This is a genomic window from Streptomyces sp. NPDC036822, from assembly GCF_055609145.1.
This window is the reverse complement of record NZ_JBVJPY010000004.1, coordinates 309552-332796: the sequence shown is the minus strand read 5'-3', so window position 1 is coordinate 332796 and position 23245 is coordinate 309552. Positions and strand designations below refer to the sequence as shown.

At 73.2% G+C, this 23245-nt stretch carries 21 protein-coding genes, 1 tRNA gene and 1 riboswitch; of the genes, 10 read left to right on the top strand and 12 right to left on the bottom strand.

Features of this window, described 5'->3' with window-relative positions:
* Positions 1-22: 22 nt before the first annotated feature.
* Positions 23-955, top strand: coding sequence for a DNA/RNA non-specific endonuclease (locus ACZ68P_RS12125; RefSeq protein ID WP_471005282.1), 933 nt, complete (start codon positions 23-25; stop codon positions 953-955).
* Between the two features lie 80 nt (positions 956-1035).
* Here the strand turns inward: ACZ68P_RS12125 and ACZ68P_RS12120 are convergent, their stop codons facing one another.
* Both ACZ68P_RS12120 and ACZ68P_RS12115 read right to left on the bottom strand, forming a co-directional pair.
* Positions 1036-3156, bottom strand: coding sequence for a SpoIIE family protein phosphatase (locus tag ACZ68P_RS12120; protein ID WP_471005281.1), 2121 nt, complete (start codon positions 3154-3156; stop codon positions 1036-1038).
* Between the two features lie 281 nt (positions 3157-3437).
* Positions 3438-3511: transfer RNA gene (locus ACZ68P_RS12115), tRNA-Pro, on the bottom strand.
* Positions 3512-4118: 607 nt separating this feature from the next.
* Between ACZ68P_RS12115 and ACZ68P_RS12110 the strand changes: the two genes are divergently transcribed.
* Positions 4119-5318 carry an acyl-CoA dehydrogenase family protein gene (locus ACZ68P_RS12110; protein ID WP_471005280.1) on the top strand — a complete coding sequence of 400 codons (1200 nt, stop codon included), beginning with the start codon at positions 4119-4121 and terminating at the stop codon, positions 5316-5318.
* A gap of 81 nt (positions 5319-5399) precedes the next feature.
* Here ACZ68P_RS12110 and ACZ68P_RS12105 read toward each other — a convergent pair whose 3' ends face one another.
* The 6 genes from ACZ68P_RS12105 to ACZ68P_RS12080 form a co-directional block, all read right to left on the bottom strand.
* The gene (locus ACZ68P_RS12105) at positions 5400-5969 is read right to left on the bottom strand and encodes a GAF domain-containing protein (protein ID WP_365721432.1); all 570 of its coding nucleotides are present in this window, start codon (positions 5967-5969) and stop codon (positions 5400-5402) included.
* Positions 5966-6589: a GTP-binding protein gene (locus ACZ68P_RS12100; protein ID WP_471005279.1), complete on the bottom strand. Its 624-nt coding sequence runs from the start codon at positions 6587-6589 to the stop codon at positions 5966-5968. Before ACZ68P_RS12100 ends, ACZ68P_RS12105 begins: the two co-directional genes overlap by 4 nt.
* Entirely contained in the window at positions 6567-6938 is a 372-nt protein-coding gene (locus tag ACZ68P_RS12095) for a DUF742 domain-containing protein (RefSeq protein ID WP_365721436.1), read from the bottom strand. Before ACZ68P_RS12095 ends, ACZ68P_RS12100 begins: the two co-directional genes overlap by 23 nt.
* Positions 6939-6940: 2 nt before the next feature.
* Complete coding sequence (locus ACZ68P_RS12090) at positions 6941-7375, bottom strand: roadblock/LC7 domain-containing protein (protein WP_471005278.1); 435 nt, start codon at positions 7373-7375, stop codon at positions 6941-6943.
* Positions 7376-7382: 7 nt separating this feature from the next.
* Positions 7383-9221: a sensor histidine kinase gene (locus tag ACZ68P_RS12085; RefSeq protein ID WP_471005277.1), complete on the bottom strand. Its 1839-nt coding sequence runs from the start codon at positions 9219-9221 to the stop codon at positions 7383-7385.
* 500 nt (positions 9222-9721) lie between these two features.
* On the bottom strand, positions 9722-10153 hold the full coding sequence (locus ACZ68P_RS12080; RefSeq protein WP_471005276.1) for a DUF2000 family protein: 432 nt from the start codon (positions 10151-10153) through the stop codon (positions 9722-9724).
* Between the two features lie 49 nt (positions 10154-10202).
* On the opposite strand from ACZ68P_RS12080, the gene ACZ68P_RS12075 reads away from it, so the two are divergent.
* Together ACZ68P_RS12075 and ACZ68P_RS12070 are read left to right on the top strand one after the other, a co-directional pair.
* Positions 10203-11006: an AraC family transcriptional regulator gene (locus ACZ68P_RS12075; RefSeq protein WP_471005275.1), complete on the top strand. Its 804-nt coding sequence runs from the start codon at positions 10203-10205 to the stop codon at positions 11004-11006.
* Positions 11007-11171: 165 nt separating this feature from the next.
* Positions 11172-12449 carry an Nramp family divalent metal transporter gene (locus ACZ68P_RS12070; protein WP_471005274.1) on the top strand — a complete coding sequence of 426 codons (1278 nt, stop codon included), beginning with the start codon at positions 11172-11174 and terminating at the stop codon, positions 12447-12449.
* A 107-nt stretch (positions 12450-12556) separates the two neighbouring features.
* Here ACZ68P_RS12070 and ACZ68P_RS12065 read toward each other — a convergent pair whose 3' ends face one another.
* Positions 12557-13759, bottom strand: coding sequence for an MBL fold metallo-hydrolase (locus ACZ68P_RS12065; RefSeq protein ID WP_471005273.1), 1203 nt, complete (start codon positions 13757-13759; stop codon positions 12557-12559).
* A 214-nt stretch (positions 13760-13973) separates the two neighbouring features.
* Between ACZ68P_RS12065 and ACZ68P_RS12060 the strand changes: the two genes are divergently transcribed.
* Positions 13974-14597 (top strand): TetR/AcrR family transcriptional regulator, encoded by a 624-nt coding sequence (locus ACZ68P_RS12060; RefSeq protein ID WP_471005272.1) that lies wholly within the window; start codon positions 13974-13976, stop codon positions 14595-14597.
* 20 nt (positions 14598-14617) lie between these two features.
* On the opposite strand, the gene ACZ68P_RS12055 is transcribed toward ACZ68P_RS12060, so the two are convergent.
* Positions 14618-15460 (bottom strand): SIMPL domain-containing protein, encoded by an 843-nt coding sequence (locus ACZ68P_RS12055; protein WP_471005271.1) that lies wholly within the window; start codon positions 15458-15460, stop codon positions 14618-14620.
* Between the two features lie 259 nt (positions 15461-15719).
* Between ACZ68P_RS12055 and ACZ68P_RS12050 the strand changes: the two genes are divergently transcribed.
* The 5 genes from ACZ68P_RS12050 to ACZ68P_RS12030 are packed head-to-tail and all read left to right on the top strand — an operon-like array spanning position 15720 to position 21131.
* Positions 15720-16676, top strand: a complete 957-nt coding sequence (locus ACZ68P_RS12050) for an STM4015 family protein (RefSeq protein WP_471005270.1) — start codon at positions 15720-15722, stop codon at positions 16674-16676.
* The gene (locus ACZ68P_RS12045) at positions 16673-18019 is read left to right on the top strand and encodes an STM4014 family protein (protein WP_471005269.1); all 1347 of its coding nucleotides are present in this window, start codon (positions 16673-16675) and stop codon (positions 18017-18019) included. The genes ACZ68P_RS12050 and ACZ68P_RS12045 overlap by 4 nt, the downstream gene beginning before the upstream one ends.
* 20 nt (positions 18020-18039) lie before the next feature.
* On the top strand, positions 18040-18882 hold the full coding sequence (locus ACZ68P_RS12040) for an STM4013/SEN3800 family hydrolase (protein ID WP_471005606.1): 843 nt from the start codon (positions 18040-18042) through the stop codon (positions 18880-18882).
* Complete coding sequence (locus tag ACZ68P_RS12035) at positions 18879-20237, top strand: STM4012 family radical SAM protein (protein WP_471005268.1); 1359 nt, start codon at positions 18879-18881, stop codon at positions 20235-20237. Before ACZ68P_RS12040 ends, ACZ68P_RS12035 begins: the two co-directional genes overlap by 4 nt.
* Positions 20238-20246: 9 nt before the next feature.
* Positions 20247-21131, top strand: coding sequence for an STM4011 family radical SAM protein (locus ACZ68P_RS12030; protein ID WP_471005267.1), 885 nt, complete (start codon positions 20247-20249; stop codon positions 21129-21131).
* Here the strand turns inward: ACZ68P_RS12030 and ACZ68P_RS12025 are convergent.
* Entirely contained in the window at positions 21118-21912 is a 795-nt protein-coding gene (locus ACZ68P_RS12025) for an SGNH/GDSL hydrolase family protein (protein WP_471005266.1), read from the bottom strand. The two genes, ACZ68P_RS12030 and ACZ68P_RS12025, sit on opposite strands and share 14 nt — an antisense overlap.
* Positions 21913-22083: 171 nt before the next feature.
* Complete coding sequence (locus ACZ68P_RS12020; RefSeq protein ID WP_471005265.1) at positions 22084-23031, bottom strand: M23 family metallopeptidase; 948 nt, start codon at positions 23029-23031, stop codon at positions 22084-22086.
* A 4-nt stretch (positions 23032-23035) separates the two neighbouring features.
* Positions 23036-23191, bottom strand: a riboswitch (cyclic di-AMP (ydaO/yuaA leader).
* Positions 23192-23245: the final 54 nt, after the last annotated feature.

The following is a 23245-nucleotide window of genomic DNA, read 5'->3' as shown; positions in this document are numbered from 1 at the left end:
CCGCGCGCGGTACCTACTCCGTATGAACCCGACCGACCCGCCGTCCACTCCGCCGCCCTTCCCGCCTCCCCCGCGGGCGGGCGGTCCGCGCCGCGACGCGCTCGCCGACCGGACCGGCTACGACGAGGCGTTCCTCGGCCCCGTCGTGCCGCTGGCGCTGCCCGCCCGCGCCTCGGTGGAGACGGTGATCCTTCCGTACACGCACTTCACGGTGGTCTTCCGGCCGGACCGGCGGCTGGCGGCCTCGACGGCGGTCTGCATCGAGGGCCGGCGGCTCCTGGAGGACGTGGCCCGTGACGATCTGTGGGAGCTGGATCCCCGGCTGCCCGAGGAGCGGCAGACCGGCTACGACCTGTACCGGAACAACGGCCTGGAGCGCGCCCACCTGGTCCGCCGGCAGGACCCGGTGTGGGGCACGGTCGCCGAGGCCGGGCAGGCCCACACGGACACGTTCTTCTCCACCAACGCCGTTCCCCAGGCCTCGCACACGGTCTCTCCCGACGCCGAGGCGCTCGGCCGGGGCCGACGCCTCTGGCAGGGCCTGGAGACCTATCTCCTGGACCACGTGGCGGCGTTCGACCGGCGGCTGTGCGTGCTGACGGGGCCCGTGCTCCAGGACTCCGATCCGCCCTACCGGGGTGTCCAGGTGCCGTTGCGCTTCTGGAAGGTGGCCGCGTTCATGCAGGACGGGGCGCTGGCCGCGACGGCGTACGTCCTCGACCAGAGCCCGGACTTCGGCCGGGACGCGGAGCGGGCCCTCGCCGGGGCGAAGGCGGGCGCGCCGCCGCCGCTCGGCCCATTCCGTACGTACCAGGTGCCGGTCTCGGACGTGGCGGAGATCGCGGAGCTGGAGTTCGGACCGCTGCCCGACGTGGATCTGATGCCGCCGATGCGGGCGCCGGAGGACCGCTGGCGCCGTCTGGAGTCCTTCGACGACATCGCGATGCAGGGCTGAACGGTACGGCTCGCGGCGGCCCGGACGGTCACCCGTCGCGGGGCGCGTCCCGAGGCGGGTCGCGGTCTCGGCCGCCGTCCTCAGGAGCCGCTGCTCCCCCGGGCGGGCGGGGCGCCGCTCTGCGGCCCGGGGGGCGTGTCCGGCGTCGCCTCGGCGATGAGCAGGGCGATGTCGTCGTGGCTCTCGGGGTCGGGAAGCGCCGCGAGGAGCCGGTCGCAGGTGGCCTCGAGGGGCAGCCGGGGGCCGGTGAGGTGGCGGAGGAGGGCGTTGATGCGGGTGTCGATGGAGTGGCGGCGGGTCTCCACCAGTCCGTCGGTGTAGAGGAAGAGCCGTGCGCCGGGCGGGAGTGAGAAGGAGGTCGTCGTGAAGGGCACGTCCTCCGCGGCTCCCAGGGGCGCCCCGGTGGGCAGTTCGAGGAGCACGGGCGCCTTTCCCGGCAGGAGCAGGGCCGGCGGGGGGTGGCCGGCGAGGGCGATGTGGCAGGTCTCGGCGTAGGGGGCGCACAGGGCGTAGACGCAGGTGGCGATGGTCTCCTCGAGTTCGCCGGTGAGCAGGTCGAGGTGGCGCAGGATCTCGGCGGGCTGGAGGCCGAGCCGGGCCAGGGTCCGGGTCGCCGTGCGCAGTTGCCCCATGGTGGCGGCGGCCTTGATACCGGATCCCATGACGTCCCCCACCACCAGGGCGGTGGTGCCGTCGGCGAGGGGGATGATGTCGAACCAGTCCCCGCCGGCGTGCCCGGCGGCTCCGGCGGGCTGGTAGCGGGAGGCCACCTTCAGGCCGGGCGAGTCCGGTGGGGTGCGCGGCAGCAGATGGCGCTGGAGGGTGGTGGCCGCCTGGAGCTGGGTCTGGTACCAGCGGGCGTTGTCGATGCACACGGCGGCACGTGCGGCGAGCTCCTCGGCGAGGAGGATGTCGTCCTCGGTGAACGGCTGGGGGTTACGGGCGCGCTTGAGGTCGAGCGCGCCCAGCACCTCGCCGCGGGCGATCAGCGGGACGGCCAGGTACGAATGGAGGCCGGCGTGGGCGAGGACGGTGGCGGCGGGCTCGTCGCGGGCGACGTGCGGCAGGTCCTCCGCTCCGACGTGGGCGAGGTGGACGGTCCGCCCGGTGGTGACGCAGCGGGTCACGAGGCGGTCGGCCTCGTAGCGGGTGATCTCCCCGACGGGGTCGGCGGCGTCGGCGGCGCTGGTGGGGTAGGCGGTCTTGACCGCGAGGGCCCGGAAGTGGGCGGGGGCCGTGGGGGCGCGCGTGGTGCTCCGGGCCTGGATGACCGTGTCGAGGACGTCGACGGCGGCGATGTCGGCGAGGTCGGGCACGACGGTGTCGGCGAGCTCGCGGGCGGTCTGTTCCAGGTCGAGGGTGGTCCCGATCCGGGTGGAGGCGTCGGCGATGAGGGCCAGGCGCCGGCGGGCCTGGGCGCTGCGCTGGTCGGCCCGGAACTGCTCGGTGACGTCGATCATGGTCACGGCGACGCCGATCACCCGGCCGGTGGAGCCCTCGAGACGGAAGTACGACACCCGCCAGGCGCGGCCGTCCTCTCCCGGGGCCGGGTCGCGCTCGGTCGACGCACGGCTCAGCAGGGGCGTACCGCTCTCCAGGACCTGCCGCATCGCCGCCTCGACGTCGTCGCGGTCCTCGAACGGCAGGTGCTCGGCGGCGGGGCGGCCCAGGCAGCCGTCGGCGGACCGGCCGGTGATCCGTTCGAGGGCGCCGTTGACCAGGACGAGCCGCAGGTCGGTGTCGGCCACCGCCACTCCCGTCGGGGACTGGGCCACCAGCTGCGCCGAGAGCGCGAGGTTCCGCTCGATGCCCCGGACGACGGTGTGGTCGGCGGCGATGCCGAGGGCGTACTGCGCGCCCTCCCGGTCCGTCAGCCGCATGTTGCGGAACTCGACGAGCCGGTTCGACCCGTCCTTGTGCCGGATCGGGAAGACCCCCGACCAGCTGCCTCCGCCTGCCATGACCTGGGCGAAGAGGTCCAGGGCGAGGCCCGAGTCGTCCTCGGACACCAGCATGTGCGCCGCGTACCGGCCGAGCGCCTCGTCGGCGCTCCAGCCGAACAGCTCGTGCGCCTGGGGGCTCCAGAGCCGGATCCGGCCGTCGGCGTCCAGCACCACCGCCGCCACGCCCAGCGTGTCCAGCAGGCCTCCCGGCTCGGACGGTGTGGCGGCCCCGAAGGCGTCAGCCGCGTCCGCGTCCACGTCAGGTCTCCCTCCGTCCACCGGCCACCGGAGGCCCTCTCCGAGGAGTACCCGGCAGGGCCCGTGGGCCTGGCGCCGGGCCCGACCGCTTCCATCGTCCTCCGGGTCGGCCGCCCGGGCAGCTCGGCGAACGGGTGACAGCCCCGAATGGCCGGTGCTCCGGCCTCTCCGGGCGCCGGCTCGCCGTCCGGGCCGGCCCCGTCGGCCCGCACCGACCGCAAACGCGTCAGAGGCCGTACCGGATTCCTCCGGTACGGCCTCTGACCTGCGACTCTTACGAGTCGGGACGACAGGATTTGAACCTGCGACCCCTTGACCCCCAGTCAAGTGCGCTACCAAGCTGCGCCACGTCCCGAGCCCCGCTGACCTGGGGTTTCCCCCGGCCGAACGCGCATGAGAACAATACCGCACTTCCCCGGGTGCTCACGAACCCCTTTACGGTCGTGCGCGGCGTGCGACGGGCCGGCCTCGCCGGCCGCGTGCGCGCCGGAGTGCGCACCCGTCACTCCCCGTGACGCACCCGGGCGCCGACCCGCGCCCCCGTGCGCAGCGCCCGCACTCTCCACCGGAGGGTGCCCGCGCCCTCTCTCCCTCGTGCCACCGAAGCCGTCGGGCCGTGCGGCAGGCCCCGCAGAGAGACCCGGATGGTGAAAGGGAGACGCCTGAGGCGGCCGCGGACGGCCTCTCGTCATATACCCGTCATTCGCGTGCCGTTGGCATGTGGCAGAAAGATGCCCACAGGGAATGCCCCGGGAGCCGGACCGAGCAGGCCGAGACCACCCGAAACATAGACACATTTAAACGTCAACCACTCGGCTTTCAGACAAAGTCCGTGGCGATATTGCTCCACTCCCGAAAGATCAACACCATGAAGTGGTCGGCCTGTTCGGGACGGGACCACTGCCGATGCACCACCTGCTCGAACAGACGAACGAGCAGGAATGTCGCAGGGGAGGACTCGCATGGACAGCTATTTCAGCAGCCGACTCCATCACCGACTCAGGGAGACGGTCCGCGACTTCGCGGAGAGTGAGGTCCGGCCGCGAATACCCGATATGGAGGCGTCCCGTTCCGTCCACCGTGAACTGTCCCGGCTGATCGCCGAGCAAGGCTGGCTGGGAGCGACAATCAGCCAGGAATACGGCGGAATGGGAGCGGGACATCTCGCCAAGACGATCATTATCGAGGAACTCTCCCGCGTCAGCGGCGCCATGGGCGCCATGGTCCAGGCCTCGCAACTGGGCACCGCCAAAATCGTCCATTTCGGCAGCGACGAGCAGCGCAAGACCTGGCTCCCCGCCATTGCCGCCGGTGAATGCCTGCCCACCATCGCGGTCACCGAGCCTGAGTCCGGCGGACACGTCCTGGGCATGACCGCGAGCGCGGTCCGCTCCGGGGACGACTACATCCTCAACGGCAGCAAGGTGTTCGTCGGCAACAGCCACGTCGGCGATCTGCACGGCGTCGTCGTCAGGACCGGTCCCGGCTCGAAGGGGCTCACGGCCTTCCTGGTCGAATCCGACCGTCCCGGCTTCAGGACCGGCCCCCAGCAGCCCGCCATGGGCCTGCACGGCTTCAGCTTCGGCGAACTCGTCTTCGAGGACTGCCGGGTCCCGGCCTCCAACCGACTGGGCGACGAGGGCGACGGACTCGCCGTGGCGTACTCCTCCAGCGTGCTGTACGGCCGCGCCAACCTCACGGCCGTCTCGCTCGGCATCCACCAGGCGATCATGGAGGAGACCACCCGCTTCACCGTCGAACGCCACCGCTACGGCAAGCCGCTCCACGAACTCCCCACCGTGAAGCTCAAGCTGGGCCAGATCCAGTCCCGGCTGATGACCGCCCGGCTGGCCGCGTACCACGCCGTGCACCTGCTCGACCGGGGGCTGTCCTGCGACGCCGAGCTGATGAACGCCAAGCTGGTGAACGTCGAGTCGGCACTCGACTCCGCGCGCAACGCGATGGAGATCCACGCCGCCGCCGGGCTCTTCACGGACCGCCCCATCGAGCGGTACCTCCGCGACGCGCACCACATCTTCGCGCCCGCCGGCACCTCCGACATCCAGCTGTTGCGCCTCGCGGAAGTCGCCCTCGGCACGGCGAAGGGCAGCTGGTCGGAAAGGCTGTCCGAGCTGCTCAGGCTGGAGCCCACGCACGCCTGAGCACAGCCGGGCACACCGCCCCCCGGCGCGCAGCCCTCCGGCACGGCCGCCCGCCGTGCCGGAGCGCTGCGCCGTCCGGGGTCAGATCAGGCCGTCCTCGCGGCGGTGGATCTGCTCCACCAGCTCGGCCGCGAGCGCCTTGATCGTCTCCAGGCCGGCCCGGCCCCACGGCCGTACGTCGGTGTCGACCACGCAGATCGTGCCCAGCGCCACTCCCGTACGGTCGATCAGCGGCGCCCCCATGTAGGAGCGGATGCCGATCTCGTCCACCACCGGGTTGCCCGCGAAGCGCGGGTAGTCGCAGACGTCCTCCAGGACCAAGGCCTTGCGCCGCACCACCACGTGCGGGCAGTAGCCGTGGTCGCGGGCCATGAACCGGCCGACGTTGCCCCCGGCGGCGGCCGCGCCCAGGTCGCTTCCCGAGTGCGTCCCCGCCGGGGTGTGCAGCCCGGCGAAGAACTGCCGGTTCTCGTCGATGAAGTTGACCATCGAGTAGGGGGCGCCGGTGACGTCCGCGAGCCGGTGGGCGAACTCGTCGAAGGCCTGCTCGGGCCGCTCGCCGATCCCCAGCTCGCGCAGGCGCCGCACACGCGTGGGGGCCTCCCGGTCGACGGGGGTCAGCAGCATGTGCCCGGTGGGGTCGTAGGTCATGACGGTGCTCCGTAGCTCGGCACGGCGGCCGGGATGGTGGTGAGCAGGTGCTGGACGAGGGTGAGCAGCGTACGGATGCCGGCGCTGGAGATCCGGGCGTCGCACAGGACGACCGGGACGTCCGGCTTGAGGTCGAGCGCGGCCCGCACCTCGTCGGGCTCGTAACGGTGGGCGCCGTCGAACTCGTTGACGGCCACCACGAAGCCGATGCCGCGCCGCTCGAAGAAGTCGACCGCGGAGAAGCAGTCCTGCAGACGGCGGGTGTCGGCGAGGACGACCGCTCCCAGCGCGCCCTCGGAGAGCTCGTCCCACATGAACCAGAAGCGCTCCTGGCCGGGAGTGCCGAAGAGGTACAGCACATGGCGGTCGTCGAGGGTGATCCGCCCGAAGTCCATCGCCACGGTGGTCGTGGTCTTGGACTCGACGCCTTCCAGGCTGTCGGTGGCCGCGCTGACCTGGGTGAGCAGCTCTTCGGTGCTCAGCGGTTCGATCTCGCTGACCGCGCCCACGAAGGTGGTCTTGCCCACGCCGAAGCCACCCGCCACCAGGATCTTCAGCGCGGTGGGGAACGGGTCGGCCGCCACGGTCTCGTGGCGCTCAGAGCCGTTGTCGTAGGCCATCGAGCACTGCCTCCAGCAGGGAACGGTCGGTTGGGTTGGCGTGGAAGCGGGGCGCCCGGGCGGTGACCGCCCCGCAGTCCACGAGATCGGAGATCAGGACCTTGGTGACGACCGCCGGGAGCCGTAAGTGCGCCGCGATCTCCGCCACCGAGGTGGGTCCGTCGCACAGGCCGAGGGCCATGTCGTGCTCGGGACCCATGTGGGGCTGCGGGGAGGAGCCGGTCGCCATCACCATGGAGAGGAGGTCCAGCGCGGTGGTGGGCCTGGTCCGGCCACCGCTCACGGTGTACGGACGGATGAGCCGGCCGGCCGCGTCGTCGAGCCAGGGCCCCTCCTGCGAGGACGTCATGCTCACCGCCCCGGGATGCCCGCCGTGCCCGCCGCCTGCCGGGCGGGGGTGACCAGATACGGCCGTACGCTCTTGACGAGCATCGCCATCTCGTACCCCAGGACGGCCGCGTCCGCCTCGCGTCCGGCGAGCACCGCCAGGCACGTGCCGGAGCCGGCCGTGGAGACGAACAGCAGGGTGGAGTCGAGCTCGACGACCACCTGCCGCACCTCACCGCCGTCGCCGAACCGCGCGCCGGCGCTGCGGCCGAGCGAGTACAGCCCGGAGGCCAGCGCGGCCATGTGGTCGGCGGCGTCGGTGTCGAGGCCGTGGACGGATTTCACCAGGCCGTCGGAGGAGAGCAGTACAGCGTTGCGGGTGTACGGAACCCGCTGGACCAGACCGCTCAGCAGCCAGTCGAGATCCGAGGAATGGCCGTGCGGCGCATTGCTCGCCATGGTGCATCTACTCCTTGTGCGCGTCGCCGTGACGCCGCGGTTCTTGGGGGGAGGGCTGGGATTCGGCGAGTCCGATGCCGCGCTGGAACGCGGCCATCAGACCCGGGTCGTGCAGAGCGGGTTCCTCGGGCTTGCGGCCCGCGGGTTCGTCGCGCAGCTGCGGGACGAGGTGTTCCTGGGCCCGCCGCTTGGGAAGGGAGGGCTTGCCCGGCGCCTCCGGACGGTGGACGGGCGGCGCGGGCGGCGCCTGCGGGGGGAGGGGGGCGCCCCCCGTGCGGGACCGCTCGGACGGGAACGGCTCACCGGCGGGCGCGGGCCGGTGCGGCGGCGCGGACGCGGGGTAGGCCTGGGGCGGGTAGGACGGCTGTACGGGTCCGGGCTCGGGTGTCCGCAAGGAGGCGGGGGCCTGTGCCTGGACGGGGAGGGGCACGGGAGGTGCCGCCACGGGGGCCGGTTGCGGCGCCGGGGCGGGGGCCGTGTGCGCCGGCGCCACGGCCTGGGGCCGGCGCTGGGGCATGGCCGTCGGCTGCCCCTGGGCGGCGGCCTGGGCCTGTGCCGCGGCGCCCGTCGCCTGCCGGTCGTTCGCGGCCAGCCCTTCGGGGTCGGCGCCGAGCAGCCCCTGCGGCAGCACGAGCACGGCCTGGACCCCGCCGTAGATGTTCGATTGGAGGCGCACGGCGATGCCGTGGCGTCGCGCGAGGGCCGAGACGACGAAGAGTCCGATACGGCCGTCCTGGAGCAGGTGGGCCACGTTCACCTGGTCGGGGTCGGCGAGCAGGGCGTTCATCTTGTTCTGCTCGGTGACCGGCATGCCCAGGCCGCGGTCCTCGACCTCGATGGCGAGGCCGGCGGTGACGTACTGCGCGCGCAGCAGCACGGTGGTGTGCGGTGCGGAGAACAGCGTCGCGTTCTCGACCAGTTCGGCGAGGAGGTGGATGACGTCGGCGACGGCGTGGCCCCGCAGCGTCCCGTCGATGGGCGGGACGAGTTTCACGCGCGGGTACTGCTCGACCTCGGCGATGGAGGAGCGCAGCACCTCGGTCATGGTGACGGGGTTCGACCACTGGCGGCGGGAGATGGCGCCGCCGAGCACCGCGAGGTTCTCGGCGTGGCGGCGGATCCGGGTGGCCAGGTGGTCGACGTGGAAGAGGCCCTTGAGCAGCTCCGGGTCCTCGACCTCGTTCTCCAGCTCGTCGAGGAGCTGGATCTCGCGGTGCACGAGGGACTGAAGCCGCCGGGCGAGGTTGACGAAGACCTCGACCTTCTGTTCGTTGCCGACGCTGCTGGAGAGGCGGGACGCCTGGACCACGGCGGCCACGGCGGCCTCGTGCGAGCGGGTCAGCTCCTGTCCGAGCAGGTCGAACTCGTCGCCGGACCCGGCGGCCGCAGGGGCCGCGGGGCGGGCCGGCGGCCCTTCGCCGCGCCGCAGCTGCTCGACGATCGCGCGCAGCTCGCTCTGCCCCCGGGCGCTGGAGCGGCGCAGGGCGTTGCACCGGTCGAGGACTCCCCGGGCGGCCCGGTCGGCGCCGAGGGCGGCCGCGGTGACGGAGGCGATGGTGAGGGCGGCGGCCCCGGTCAGCGCGGCCCAGAGTCCGGGGGTCGGTCCGGCGCCGGTGGAGCGGATGGTGAAGAGGACCGCGGCGGCGCCGCCGAGTGCCACCGCGACCGCGGGGAGCACGGAGGTGCGCAGGAGTTGGGAGCGTATGCGGGCCTCCGCCGGCGGCGGCGCGGAGCGCTGCGCGGGCTGGGGAGCCCCGGTGGGGGGAGTGGAGCGGGCGCCTGACCGGCCGTGCCGCCCGCCCTCGCGGCGGTCGGACCGCGAGGCGGGTGCGCGAAGTTGAGACATGAGTGTCCTTGGTACGTGCCCAGGAATCGGCGTACTGCGAAATGTACTGAGGGGGTCGGTCGTACGTGGTTGCGATGAGGCTACCGATGATCACCAAGCACACACTGTAGTCGTCAACCGCTCATGTGGAGTGCGCAGTTGACAAACTCGCCCGCAAAGCGTCCCGCTCTGGTATCACCCTCCGCACGCCAGGCCGAGAACACTCGGCCGAAACCCGTCGGCGGGCCCTCGCAAGGTGGAACGGAGGAGGGCGGAGGCGCGTAAAAGCCCCCGCCCTGCGCGAAGTTCGGGTCTGACCGGAATCCGCCCACGGGCCGGAGGGCCGGGAGGCACGGGCCGCCGACGAGGCCGCACGGTGGGCCCGCGCACACCGCAGTCCGACCGCGTCCGCGACGTTCGCATGTGCGTTCGCGCCGGTGGCGACGGTGGGGGCGGGGTGGTGACTGTCCGTACCTCCGGACCCCTGCCTCCCGAGCCCGGGGCCGGCGGGCGGAGCGCCGTCAGGGGTGCATGCGTGCGCCCTTGAACACCTTGTCCACCGCGTTGCGCGGCCCGTACACCGCGAGCCCCACCAGATCCAGCAGGCCCTTCGGCACCGCACGCACCGCCGCGCGGTTGTCACGGTCGTTGCCGGTGGCGAAGAGGTCGGAGGTGAAGACCGCCCGGGGCAGCGCGCGCGCGAGCGCGCGCTCGTGCGCGGCGGTCAGGACCTCCTTCGTCCCCTCCAGGACCACGACGGGCTGGCGGAACATCGGCAGGTACGGCGTGCCGTCGGCGTCGGCGTAAGGTTCGCCGACGACCTCGGGGACCTCCGTGCCGAGGCCGCTGACGAGGAACGCCGTCACGTTCAGCCGCTGCCAGGGTTCCAGGTCCCGGCGCAGCAGGACCGCGATCTTGGTGTCGAAACGTACGGGTGTGTTCTCGGTTGTCATGGTCCCAGGCTGCCGATCGCCCCGGTGGACCGTCTTGTACATTCCTTGCATGGTGGCCCGGCAGCAGGTCTCGGCGTGGCGCCCGGCGGTGCCCGGTGTCGTCGAGGTCTTCCACGCCCGCTTCACCGAGCACGCCTACCCGATGCACGTCCATGACTCCTGGACCCTGCTGGTGGTCGACGACGGCGCGGTCCGCTACGACCTGGACCGCCGCGAGCACGGCACGCCCGGCGACACGGTCTCCCTCCTGCCGCCCCAGGTGCCGCACAACGGCTCGCCCGCGACCTCGGACGGATTCCGCAAGCGGGTGCTGTACCTCGATCTGACGCGCCTCGACAAGAGCCTCGTCGGCCCCGCGGTGGACGGCCCGGACGTGGTCGATCCCGTCCTGCGGCGCCGGGTCGGACAGCTGCACGGGGCCCTGGCGAGTCCGGGTGACGAGCTGGAGGCGGAGAGCCGGCTGGCCCTGATCTGCGAGCGTCTTCGCGGGCATCTGCGGCCGCGGCTGGTGGACCGGCCGCCGCGGGCCGACCGGGGCGTGGCCCACCGTCTGCGGGACCTCCTCGACGAGCGGCTGGTCCAGGGGATCACCCTGGACGAGGCGGCGACGGTGGTGCACGCGCACCCGACGCACCTGGTGCGGGCGTTCGGCCGCGCGTTCGGCATCGCGCCGCACCAGTACGTGATGGCCCGACGGGTCGACCGTGCCCGCCGGCTCCTGCTCGACGGGCGGCCCGCGGCCGAGGTCGCGTCCGCGACCGGTTTCCACGACCAGTCGCACCTCACCCGGCACTTCAAGCGGATCGTGGGCAGCGCGCCGGGCCGCTACACCCGAGGCACCCGGGACAGGTGAGACGAAGCCCCTGAGTCGGGGGCGGGAGAGGGGCCGGGAGACGGGGCGTCGCGGCCGTCGGGCGGACCGCTCGCCTCCGCGCGCGGGCGGGTCCTCTTGCGCGACCGCCCCGGACCCGTTTTGGTGACCTGACGACCTCTGGGGCGAACGGGAAGGCGGCCACGCATGGCGGACATCACCCAGACCGAGACCACGGGCAGCGGCAAGGAGGCGCCGCGCAAGGCGAGTTGGCGTTCCATCGGGCCGGGCATCGTCGTGGCGGCGACCGGTGTCGGGGCCGGCGACCTCGTCGCCACCCTCATCGCGGGCGGCAAGTTCGGCTACACCCTGCTGTGGGCGGCGGTGATCGGTTGCCTCGTCAAGATCTCGCTCGCCGAGGCCGCGGGCCGCTGGCACCTCTCCACCGGCCGCACCCTCTTCGACGGCTGGCGCAGCCTCGGCTCCTGGACCACCGTCTACTTCGCGGGGTACGTCGTCGTCTGGGGCTTCGTCTACGGCGCCGCGGCGATGTCCTCCAGCGCGCTCCCGCTGGCCGCGCTCTTCCCCGACCTGATGGACCTCAAGGTGTGGGCCGTGCTGTGCGGCCTGGTGGGCCTGGCCTTCGTCTGGTTCAACCAGTACGCCGTCTTCGAGAAGCTGATGACGGTCCTGGTCGGGGTGATGTTCGTGGTCACCGTCTACCTCGCGATCAGGGTCACGCCGCGCCTCGACTCCGCCGTCGCCGGCCTCGCGCCCGCGCTGCCGGACGGGTCGCTGTTCTACACGCTGGGCCTGATCGGCGGCGTCGGCGGCACGATCACCCTCGCCGCCTACGGCTACTGGGTCAACGCCAAGGGCTGGAACAACCCGAGCTGGATGAAGGTGATGCGGCTCGACAACCGCGTCGCCTACCTCACCACCGGCATCTTCGTGGTGGCCATGCTCTTCGTCGGCGCGGAGCTGCTGCACTCGTCCGGCATGGCGCTGGCGAAGGGTGACAGGGGCCTGCTCGACCTCAGCACGGTCCTGGAGGAACGCTACGGCGCGGCGACCGCCAAGCTCTTCCTGATCGGCTTCTTCGCCACGTCCTTCACCTCGCTGATCGGCGTCTGGCACGGGGTGAGCCTGATGTTCGCCGACTTCGTGACGAAGTACCGCCCGTCCCTGGCCCGCCCCGGCGTGGCTCCCGAGAAGTCCCGGCCCTTCCGGGCGTACCTGCTGTGGCTCACCTTCCCCCCGATCAGCCTGCTCTTCCTCGACCAGCCGTTCGGACTCGTCGTGGTGTACGGAGTCATCGGCGCCGTCTTCATGCCGTTCCTGGCGCTGACGCTGCTGTGGCTGCTCAACTCCTCCCGTACGCCGCCCGAGTGGCGCAACGGGATGCTGAGCAACGCGATGCTGGGAGCCGCCGGTCTGCTGTTCGTGGTCCTGTGCGTGCAGCAGGTCCGGGATCTGCCCTGGTAGGAGAGCCGGTCGCCTCGTCCCGGCCCCCTCGTCGGGGAAGAGGGCCTCGGCGCGGCGCCTGCCGGCCGCTACGGCCGGCAGGCGCCGGCCCGCCCCGGGTCCTTCGCTCAGCGCTCGCCCGCGAGGTCGGTCTCCTGGTGCTTCGCCTTCACCGTGGCGACGGCGGCGGCCGGCCAGGCCGCCCAGCCGCCGGCCGGCTTGAGGGCGACGTGCCGCCACCACGGCTCCGCGGGCGGGATCGACGCGGGTTCGAAAGGCTCGCCCGGACGGGGGGTGGCCACCACCTGACCGGCCGCGTGTCCGGCGTACAGGGTGCGCTCGGCGGGCTCGTGCCAGGGGTGCGGAGCCAGGTTGAAGGTGCCCCAGTGGATCGGCAGCAGCACGCCGTGCGGAGAGCCGCCCTGGAGGTCCAGGTGGGCGCGCATGCCCTCCTCCGGGGTCATGTGGATGTCAGGCCAGAACTCGGAGTAGGCGCCGAGCTGGATCATCGTGACGTCGAAGGGGCCGTGGGCGGCACCGATCTCCTCGAATCCGGGGAAGTAGCCGGTGTCCCCGCTGTGGTAGATCCGGTGCTCGGGACCGGTGACGACCCAGGAGGCCCACAGGGTGTGCTGCTGGTTGCGCAGGCCCCGGCCGCAGAAGTGCCGGGCGGGCGTCGCGGTCAGCCGCAGCTCGCCGACCTCCGTCGACTCGTTCCAGTCCAGCTCGCGCAGGCGGGAGGCGGGCACCCCCCAGCGCTCCAGGTGCGCGCCGACGCCCAGTGGCACGACGAAGAGGGTGTCCGTCGTGGCCAGGGCCTTGATCGTGGGCAGGTCGAGGTGGTCGTAGTGGTCGTGCGAGATCACCACGACGTCCACCGGGCCGAGCCCGGCGAGCGGCAGCGGTACGGGGTGCAGGCGCTTGGGGCCGGCGAAGGCGAAGGGCGAGCAGCGGTCGCCCCAGACCGGGTCGAAGAGCACCCGGTGGCCGTCGATCTCGGCGAGGACGCTGGAATGGCCCGCCCAGGTGAGCCGCAGGCCCGAGGCCGGCGGGCGGGCGAGGTCGGCCAGGGCGGTGGCGTGGACGGGGATCGGGCCTGCCGGGGCCCGCAGCACGCGGGCCTCCTTCCTGAAGTAGACCTTGGCGAACTCGAGGCCGGATCCCTGGGGCCGGTGCCGGGCCGCCACGGGGTTCTGGAAGACGCCGTCCGCGAAGTTCGGCGAGCGACGGATGCGCTCCATGCGCGCGCCGGCCGGGTCGGCGCCGAAGGCCTCCGGGCGCAGGGCGCGCAGCCGCGCCCGCAACGGGTGGTCGGAGCCGGTGCCGGTCACGAGACCTCCTGAAGGGGGTAGGGGTCGTTCCATTATGGGCGGACCTCGGGCCTCCCGGCCGGGAGCGGGGTCGGTACGGAACCGTCGTTCCGCACGGATCCCTCCCCCGCCCCCGGCCGTCCCCGCCACCGCCCACCCGGAGCACGTGCCACGGCCGCGCGACGGCTCCCGTTGTTGATCATGCCCGCGTCATGTGCTGTGTAGGGTGACCGGCGTGGCGAGAGTGCGGTTGAACGTGGCGGAGCGGCAGGAGGAGCTGTTGCGTGCCGCCGTCGAGCAGATCGAGGCCCGGGGCGTGGCGGCCGTACGGATCGCCGACATCGCCTCCGCCCTCGGGGTCAGCAACGCCCTCGTGCTCTACCACTTCGCGTCCAAGGAGAAGCTCGTGGCGGCGGCCTTCTCCTACGCCGCCGAAGGCGATCTCGCCCATCTGCGCAAGCTCCTCGGCCGCCGCACGACCGCTCTGCGCCGGCTGAGGTCGGCGGTCCGCTGGTACGCGCCCACCGGCCAGGCCAAGGGCTGGCGCCTGTGGATCGAGGGCTGGTCGGCCAGCCTTCGCGAACCCGCGCTGCGCGAGGTCGCGGCCGCCCTCGACCAGCAGTGGAAGGCGGCCCTGACCGAGGTGATCGCCGAGGGCGCGGCGGCCGGGGAGTTCCCCTGCCCCGATCCGGCCGCCGCGGCCTGGCGGCTGACCGCCTTCCTCGACGGGCTCGCCGTGCAGATGACCTCCTACGCCGGGTCCCTGTCGCGCGCCGCCATGCTGGAGTGGGCCGACGCGGCGCTCGACCGGGAGCTGGGCCTGAACGGCCCGGAGAAGGCCGCTCAGCGCAGCTCGTAGACCGGCCCGGAGACGACCGCTCAGCGCAGCTCGTAGACCGCCGTCACGGTCACCTGCTCCTCGATCTCCCCAGGGGCCAGCGGCACCTCCGGCGCGTCGGCGGGAATCCCGGGCACGGCCCCGGAGACCGGGCGGGCGGAGTCGCCCTCGGTCAGCGAGGCGAGCCGCCCGAGGCGGTGCCCGCTGAGCCGCGCGTGCTGACTCGCCTTCTCCCGGGCGTCCTGGTGGGCGGCCTCCCGGGCCCTGGCGCGCAGGGCGCCGGGGTCGGCGACGTCGAACGCCACGCTGTTGACCCGTCCCGCGTCCCCGGTCGCGTCGCCGACGGCCGCGACGACCCTGCCTGCCCGGTCGATGCCCCTGACCTTGACGGAGAAGGACTGACCGGCCTGGTAGCCCGCCACCCGGTTCTCGCCGCCGTCGGTCTGGCTGTAGACGGCGGACAGCGAGAGGCTGTCGGTCCGGATGTCCCGGTCGGCGACGGCCTCCTTGCGCAGGGCGGCCAGCAGCGCCTCGGCGGCGGTGCGCTGCCCGTCCATCGCCTCCCGGGCGGTCTTACGGGTGACCTCGACGCCCACCGAGAGGACGGCCACGTCGGGCGCGGCGGCGGCCCGGCCGGTCCCGGTCACGGTGACGGTCGTGGTCGCCGCGGCCGGGGCGGCGGCCACGGACGGGGCCGCGGCGGGGCCCGCGGCCAGCGCGGGCGCGGTGCCCGCGAGCAGGAGACCTCCGAGCACCGTCCCCGCCACGAGGGCGCGGCCGAGGGCCCGGGCGGCAACGGAAGCGGTGGCGGTGGCGGTGGCGGTGGCGGTGGCGGAACGATCGACGAAAGGGGCGTAAGTCGTACGGAGATGGCTGGTCGTCACGGACGGTCCTTTCGGGAACGGCTGCCGGAGAACCCGGCGCGCACATCCCAACACCCCCCGGCCCCCGCTCCCGCGCGCCACTCCTGCCCCGTCACCCGCACAGGTCTGCGCACTCGGCCGCGCCGCGCCCGACGTCCCCGGCGACGGGTGCGCGCGGTACCGCCGGGCCCGAGCCGCCCCCGGCGCACGCCGCTGTCGGTGCCGCTTGGTAGAACTCTCGCATCAGCCGATCAACGACCGTCCGGTGCCGGGAGTAGTCATGACCATTTCGACCCCCCTGGGGGAGCTGCACGGCCTGCCCGTCTTCGACCTCCCCGCCCCGGGCTCCACCGCCGCGCTGCCGGACGCCGCCTCCGTGGCCTGGCGTGTCTCGGCTCCGACGTACAGCGAGCCGGACGACGAGGGGTGGGAGGCGCTCTTCGACCGCTTCCTCGCGACGGTCGACGCCGGCCGGGTCCGCGCGCTGGTCGTCGGCGGCTGGGACGAGGCGTACGACACCTCGTCGGCGCCGATCGTCACGGCGCTCATCGGCGCCAACAACCGGCTCACCGCTCTGGAGGCGGTGTTCCTCGGGGACATGACCTTCGAGGACTGCGAAATCTCCTGGATCCAGCAGACCGACGTGACGCCGTTGCTCGCCGCCTACCCGCGGCTGCGGGAGTTCGGTGTGCGCGGGGGCACGGGGCTGGCGTTCCCCTCCACCCAGCACTCCGGATTGCGCAGGCTCGTGGTGGAGACGGGCGGCCTGCCCGCCGCCGTCGTGCGCGGTATCGCGGGCAGCGACCTGCCCGCTTTGGAGAACCTCGAACTCTGGCTCGGGACGGACGAGTACGGCGGTGACAGCTCCCCCGCCGATCTGGAGCCGCTGCTCTCCGGGAGGGCGTTCCCCGCCCTGCGTCATCTGGGGCTGCGGAACAGCCACATCCAGGACGAGGTGGCCGCCGCCGTCGCGAGCGCCCCGGTCGTCGCCCGGCTCGAACGCCTCGACCTGTCGATGGGCACGCTCACGGACGAGGGAGGCGCGGCGCTGCTCGCCGGACAGCCGCTCACGCACCTGGCGTACCTCGGGCTCGCGCACCACTACCTGTCGAAGGAGATGAGCGAGCGGATCGTCGACGCGCTCACGCCGTCCGGTGTGCGGGTCGACATCGACGACCCGCAGCAGCCGGACAAGGACGACGGCGAGGTCTACCGGTACGTCGCGGTCGCCGAATGACGAACGCGCTCGTGCCAGGCGCCGCGGACCAGGCGGAGGGTGGCGCACCCGGCCGCTTCGCGGGCCGGGCGGATGCCGACGGCCGCGTCAGGGGCCGGGCGGGAACGGACGGACGCGACCCGGCCCTCCGTCTCGCCGTCGTCGGCAATCCGGCGGGCCGCCGTGTCCGGTTCTTCCAGGACGCGGTGGCCGCGGCGGGACTGCCACCGGCGCGGGTCGTGCCGTGGCTCGACGTCCTGCGGGGCGGGGCGCGGTTCACGGCGGGCGAGACCGTCCGCCTCGACTCGCCCGGCGAGGACCCGGAGGTCGACCGGCTGCTGCGCGGTGTCGAGGACACGACCCGCGTCGAGGGGACGGGGCTCTGGTACGCGCGCTTCACCGCAGCGGTCGCGGTGCTGGCCGCCGACGTGCGGTCCGCGGGGGCGGTCCTGGTCGACGATCCCGGCGAGCTCGCGGTCCTGTTCGACAAGCGGCTCGGCCACGGCGTGCTGCGTCGGGCCGCGGTGCCGGTGCCCGCGTCGCCGACCTCGGGACGGAGCGCCCCGCCCGTGCGCGGCTGGGACGACGTCGTGCGGCTGATGGCGGACGCCGGGACGCGTCGCGTCTTCGTGAAGCCGGCGCACGGCTCCTCCGCCTCCGGGGTGCTCGCGGTGGAGACGGCACCCGCCGGACGGGTCCAGGCGACCACGTCGGTGGAGCGCGGCCCGGGCGGCGCGCTCTTCAACTCGCTGCGGGTACGCCGCTATCGGACGGAGCGCGAGGTCGCCTCGATCGTGGACGCCCTGGCGCCCGACGGGCTGCACGTCGAGCGCTGGCTGCCGAAGGCGTCGTCGGGCGGTCGCGTCGCCGACCTTCGGGTGGTGGTGGTCGACGGCCGCGCGACCCACGCCGTCGTCCGCACCAGCCGCTCGCCCATGACCAATCTGCATCTGGGCGGTGTCCGGGGCGATCTGGAGGCGGCGCGCGGAGCGGTCGCCGCCGCGGGCGGACGGTGGGAGGACATGCTCGGCGTGGCCGAGCGCGCGGCCGCCGCCTTCCCCGGCACGCGGTGCCTGGGCGTCGATCTGCTGCCCTCCTCCGGCTGGCGGCGTTTCGCCGTCGGCGAGGTCAACGCCTTCGGTGACCTCCTGCCCGGGCTCACCGGCCTGCCGGGCAGCGGCGCCGAGGGCCTGGACACCTACGCGGCCCAGGTCGCCGCCCTCCTCCGGCCCACCGCCACCACCACCGAACGAAACGCAGCCGCCACCGCCACCGCCACCGCCACCGCCGAGCGAAACGCCACCACCGCCACCCCGCGAGGCACCGCCCCGCAACCGCGCACCACAGGAACGAGCATCACGTGAACCAGCGGCCCGCGCCCGACATGAACGAGATCGTCGGCAGCCACGACCTGCTCCTGGTCACGCTCGACACCCTGCGGTACGACGTCGCCGCCGAGCTCGCCTCCGCCGGCCGCATCCCGAACCTGGCCCGCCACCTCCCCGGCGGCCGATGGGAGCGCCGACACGCCCCCGGCAGCTTCACCTACGCCTCCCACCAGGCGATCTTCGCCGGCTTCCTGCCGACCCCGGCCTCCCCGGGCCCGCACCCCCGCCTCTTCGCCGCCCGCTTCGCCGGCAGCGAGACGACCGCCGACGGCACGTTCGTCTACGACAGCCCCGATCTGGTCTCCGGTCTCGCGCGGCGCGGCTACCACACGGCCTGCGTCGGTGGGGTCGGCTTCTTCAACCGGCAGGCGCCGCTGGGCTCGGTCCTGCCCGGGATGTTCCAGGAGAGCCACTGGGACCCCTCCTTCGGGGTCGCGTCCCCCACCTCCTTCGAGTCCCAGGTCACGCGCGCGGAGGAGATCGTCGCCGCGCTCCCGCGGGAGCGACCGCTCTTCCTCTTCGTCAACGTCGCCGCGCTCCACCAGCCGAACTGGTTCCACCTGCCCGGCGCCACACCCGAGGCGGGGGACACCCGGGCCACCCACGCGGCGGCGCTGGAGTACGTCGACCGGCACATCGGCCGCCTCCTCACCGCCATGAGCAGCCGTCGCCGCTGTTTCGCGATCGTCTGCTCCGACCACGGAACGGCCTACGGCGAGGACGGCTTCACCGGTCACCGGCTCGGCCACGACGTGGTGTGGACCGTGCCGTACGCGCACTTCCTCCTCGACGGACCGGACGAGGCCGACGGACCCGAGCGGCCCGAGGTGTCCGCGTGACCACGACGACCACGACGACCTCGGCGCCCCGCCCGTACCAGAGCTACGTCTACGCCTATCCGCACAAGACCGCGTACCGCCCCCTCCCCCACCCGGCGCCCTCCCTCGCCGACCTCTGGGCGGACGAGCCGAAGGACGCGCTCTCCCTCTACGCCCACATACCGTTCTGCGAGGTCCGCTGCGGCTTCTGCAACCTCTTCACCCGCATCGGCGCCCCCGACGAGCTGACCACCGGTTATCTCGACGCCCTCGACCGGCAGGCCACGGCCGTGCGCGAGGCGCTCGGTGAGGGCGCCCCGGTGCGGTTCGCCACGGCCGCCTTCGGCGGGGGCACACCCACGTTCCTGACCGCCCCCGAGCTGGAGCGGCTCTGCGACATCGCCGAGCGGCGGATGGGCGTCGACCTCCGGTCCGTCCCGCTGTCCGTCGAGACCTCCCCGGCGACCGCGACCGCCGACCGGCTCGCGGTGCTGGCCGCGCGGGGCGCGACGCGCCTGAGCATCGGGGTGCAGAGCTTCGTCGAGGCCGAGGCGCGGGCCGCCGTCCGCCCCCAGCGCCGCGCGGACGTGGAGGCCGCGCTCGGCCGGATCCGGGACACGGGCGTCCCGGTGCTCAACATCGACCTGATCTACGGCATCGACGGCCAGACCGAGGAGTCCTGGCGCCGGTCGCTCGACGCGGCGCTCGGCTGGCGGCCGGAGGAGCTATACCTCTATCCGCTCTACGTCCGGCCGCTCACCGGCCTCGGCCGGCTCTCCCCCGCCGAAGCCGACCGGGAATGGGACCGCCGCCGGCTGCGCCTCTACCGCCGGGGCCGGGACCACCTGCTCGCCGAGGGCTACGAACAGGTGTCGATGCGGATGTTCCGCCGGACCGACGCCCCGCCCCTGGGCCCGGACGACTACGCCTGCCAGACCGACGGGATGATCGGTCTCGGCTGCGGGGCCCGCTCGTACACCTCGTCGCTGCACTACTCCTTCGACTACGCCGTCGACATGCGCGAGATCCGCTCCATCATCGACACGTACACGGCCACCGGACCGGACGGTTTCCGCCGGGTTCAGGTGGGCCGGTGGGTCGACGCGGAGGAGGCGCGCCGCCGGCATCTGCTCCAGTCGCTGCTCCAGGCCGGGGGCATGGACACGCGCGACTACGAGGACCGGTTCGGCACGTCGCCCTTCGCCGACTTCCCGGCCGAACTGCGCCGGTTCGAGGCGCTCGGCTGGCTGGACGAGGCGGCGCCGTCCGGGCTGCTGCGGCTCACCCCCGAGGGGCTCGCGCATTCGGACGGCATCGGTCCGGAGCTCTTCTCCCCCGCCGTACGGGCGGCGATGGCCGCCTACGAGCCGAAGTAGGGGCACCCGATGGACCTGACGATCCTGTACCGGGGGCCGCTCGCCTCCTGCGACTACGACTGTCCGTACTGCCCCTTCGCGAAGCGCCGCGACAGCCGCGAGCAGCTGCGCGCCGACCGGGCCGCGCTGGAACGGTTCTCCGCCTGGGCGGCCGGGCAGACCGGCGACCGGCTGCGGATCCTGTTCACTCCGTGGGGAGAGGGCCTGGTCCGGAGCTGGTACCGGCGGGCGCTCACCGAACTGTCCCGGCTGCCGCACGTCGAGCGGGTGGCGATCCAGACCAATCTGAGCTGCCGTACCGACTGGCTGGCGGAGGCCGACCCCCGCACCCTCGCGCTCTGGTGCACGTACCATCCCGGCCAGACGCCGTACGACCGCTTCCTCGCCAAGTGCCACGAGCTGGCCGCCGGGGGCACGCGGTTCAGCGTGGGCGTCGTCGGCCTGCCGGAGCACCTGGACCACGCACGGCGGCTGAGGGCGGAGCTGCCGTCACCGGTCTACCTCTGGGTGAACGCGGCCGAGGGGCACACGTACGCCGACGAGGAGGCCGAGGCCTGGACGGCCCTCGACCCCCTCTTCCCGTACAGCCGCCATCCGCACCGCTCGGCCGGTCTCCCCTGCCGGACCGGCGAGTCGGTGATCTCCGTCGACGGTGACGGGACGGTGCGCCGCTGCCACTTCGTCAAGGCCGAGCTGGGCATTCTGTACGACGGTTCCTACCGTGCCGCCCTGCGCCCGCGCGCCTGCCCGCTGGCCGTCTGCGACTGCCACATCGGCTACGTCCACCTGGAGACGCTGCCGCTGTACGACGTGTTCGCGGGCGGGGTCCTGGAGCGGATCCCGGCGGCCGTGCCGACCGCGCCTCCCGGGGCGGGCGCGCCTACAGGGGCATGAGGTCGGGCCGCTTGGCCAACACGTGGTCGCCCGAGCTCTCACCGCGCAGCCGGCGGCCGATCCACGGGACGAGGTACTCCCTGGCCCACAGGATGTCGTCGCGGCGCACCTCCAGCGTGCCTCGCGGCGGCAGGGGCGGCCACGGCTGGTCGGGGTCGGCGGGCACCTCGATGCCGAGGACCTGGGCGGCCCGGAGCGCGACGCGGGTGTGCCCCTCGGGCGACAGATGCAGCCGGTCGCCGTCCCAAGCCCGCCTGTCCTGGACGGACTTGAGGGACCACAGGTCCAGGACCGGGCAGCCGTAGCGGTCCGCGATGGCCCGGACGTGGGCGGTGTAGGTGGCGATCTTGCCCCGCAGATGGCGCAGCACGGGGACGTCGCGGGTGTCGAACCCGGTCGTCACCATGACGGTGCCGACGGCGGAGGTGAGGTCGGCGACGGCGCGCTCGAAGCGTTCGGCGACGTCGTCGGGGTCGCTGCCGGGCCGGATGATGTCGTTGCCGCCCGCGCAGAAGGTCACCAGGTCGGGGGCCAGCTCCTTGGCCCTGGGGACCTGCTCCTCCACGATCTGGTCGAGGAGGCGGCCGCGTACGGCCAGATTGGCGTATCGGAACGCGTCGTGCTCCGGCAGCCGGTCGGCGAGCAGGACCGCGAAACGGTCCGCCCAGCCGAGGTACTTCCCGTCGGGGCCGGGGTCTCCGACGCCCTCGGTGAAGCTGTCACCGATCGCCGCGTACGACCCGAATACGTCCATGTCTCTTGATCTCGAATCGTCTGCCACGGGAGCACATCCTTCCTTTACGGGTGTGACCTACGCGACCGTAAGGAGGTGTTGACGGTGGGTGAGATATGCCACCGGTCAAGATTGCGCCAAGGCGGAATACGCGAAGGGCCCGGCACGAAGGTGCCGGGCCCGGTGCGTACCCGGGGGTTCGCGGGTGCGCGGGACGCGTCAGACGCCGACGCCCTTCTGGCGCAGGTACTCGAGCGGGTCGATGTCCGAGCCGTAGCTCGGTCCGGTGCGCATCTCGAAGTGCAGGTGCGGACCGCTGGAGTTGCCGGTGGAACCGGACAGGCCGATCTCGTCGCCGCCGTTGACCGACTGGCCGGTGGAGACGGAGAGGGAGGAGAGGTGGGCGTACTGCGAGTAGGTGCCGTCGGCGTGCTGGATGACGACCTCGTTGCCGTACGAACCGCTCCAGCCGGCGGAGTACACCGTGCCCGCGCCGACGGCCTTGACCGAGGTGCCGGAGGAGGCCATGAAGTCGACACCGGTGTGGTAGCCGGAGGACCACATGGAGCCGGAGGCGCGGTACGGCGTGGAGACGCCGTTGCTGACGGGGGCGACCCAGCCGGAGGCCGCGGCCCGCGGCTCCTGGGCGGGCGCCGCCGCCGTGCGCTCGGCGCTGCGGGAGCTGCGCGTCGCGGAGTCGTCGGAGGAGGACTTCTCGGCCTTCGCGGCGGCCTTCGGCGCGGCCTTGGGGGCAGTGGCCTTGGGCGCGGGCGCCTTGGCGGTCGACTTGGCGCCGATGGTGAGCTTCATGCCGGGGAAGATCAGCGAGGGGTTCTCGCCGACGACCTGGCGGTTGTCCTGGTACAGCTTCTTCCAGCCGCCGGCCAGGTGGTGCTCGGTGGCGATCTTGGACAGGTAGTCGCCGGCGACGACGGAGTACGTCGTGGGCTTCGCCTTGGCGGCGGCGGCCGGGGCCTTCGCGGGAGCGGCGGCGACGGCGGCCACGGCCTGCTCGGGAGTCACGGCGGGAGCGGACTTCTCGGCGGCGTGGGCTCCGGTCGCGCCGAGGAGCGGCAGGGCGACGACGGCGCCGCCCGTTCCGGCGGCGACGAATCCGCGCGTGATCGGGTTGACCTTGGGACGGCGGTGCTTACCCTTCGCGGGCATGGCGAATTCCTCTCCGTCGCCTGCGAGGTGAGCTGTCGGGTTCGGGCTGGAGTTGCCCGGTCGCCATGGCGCGCGACTTCACCCCAAGCCGTTCCGGATCGACCGGATCGGCGTACTACCTGGGTCCCCCGCTCCTGCCATACGTGGGTGGGTGCGGATTCCGGACGGTGGCAGGATTCGGCGGTCCGACCGGATTGACGGTGACCGTAGACGA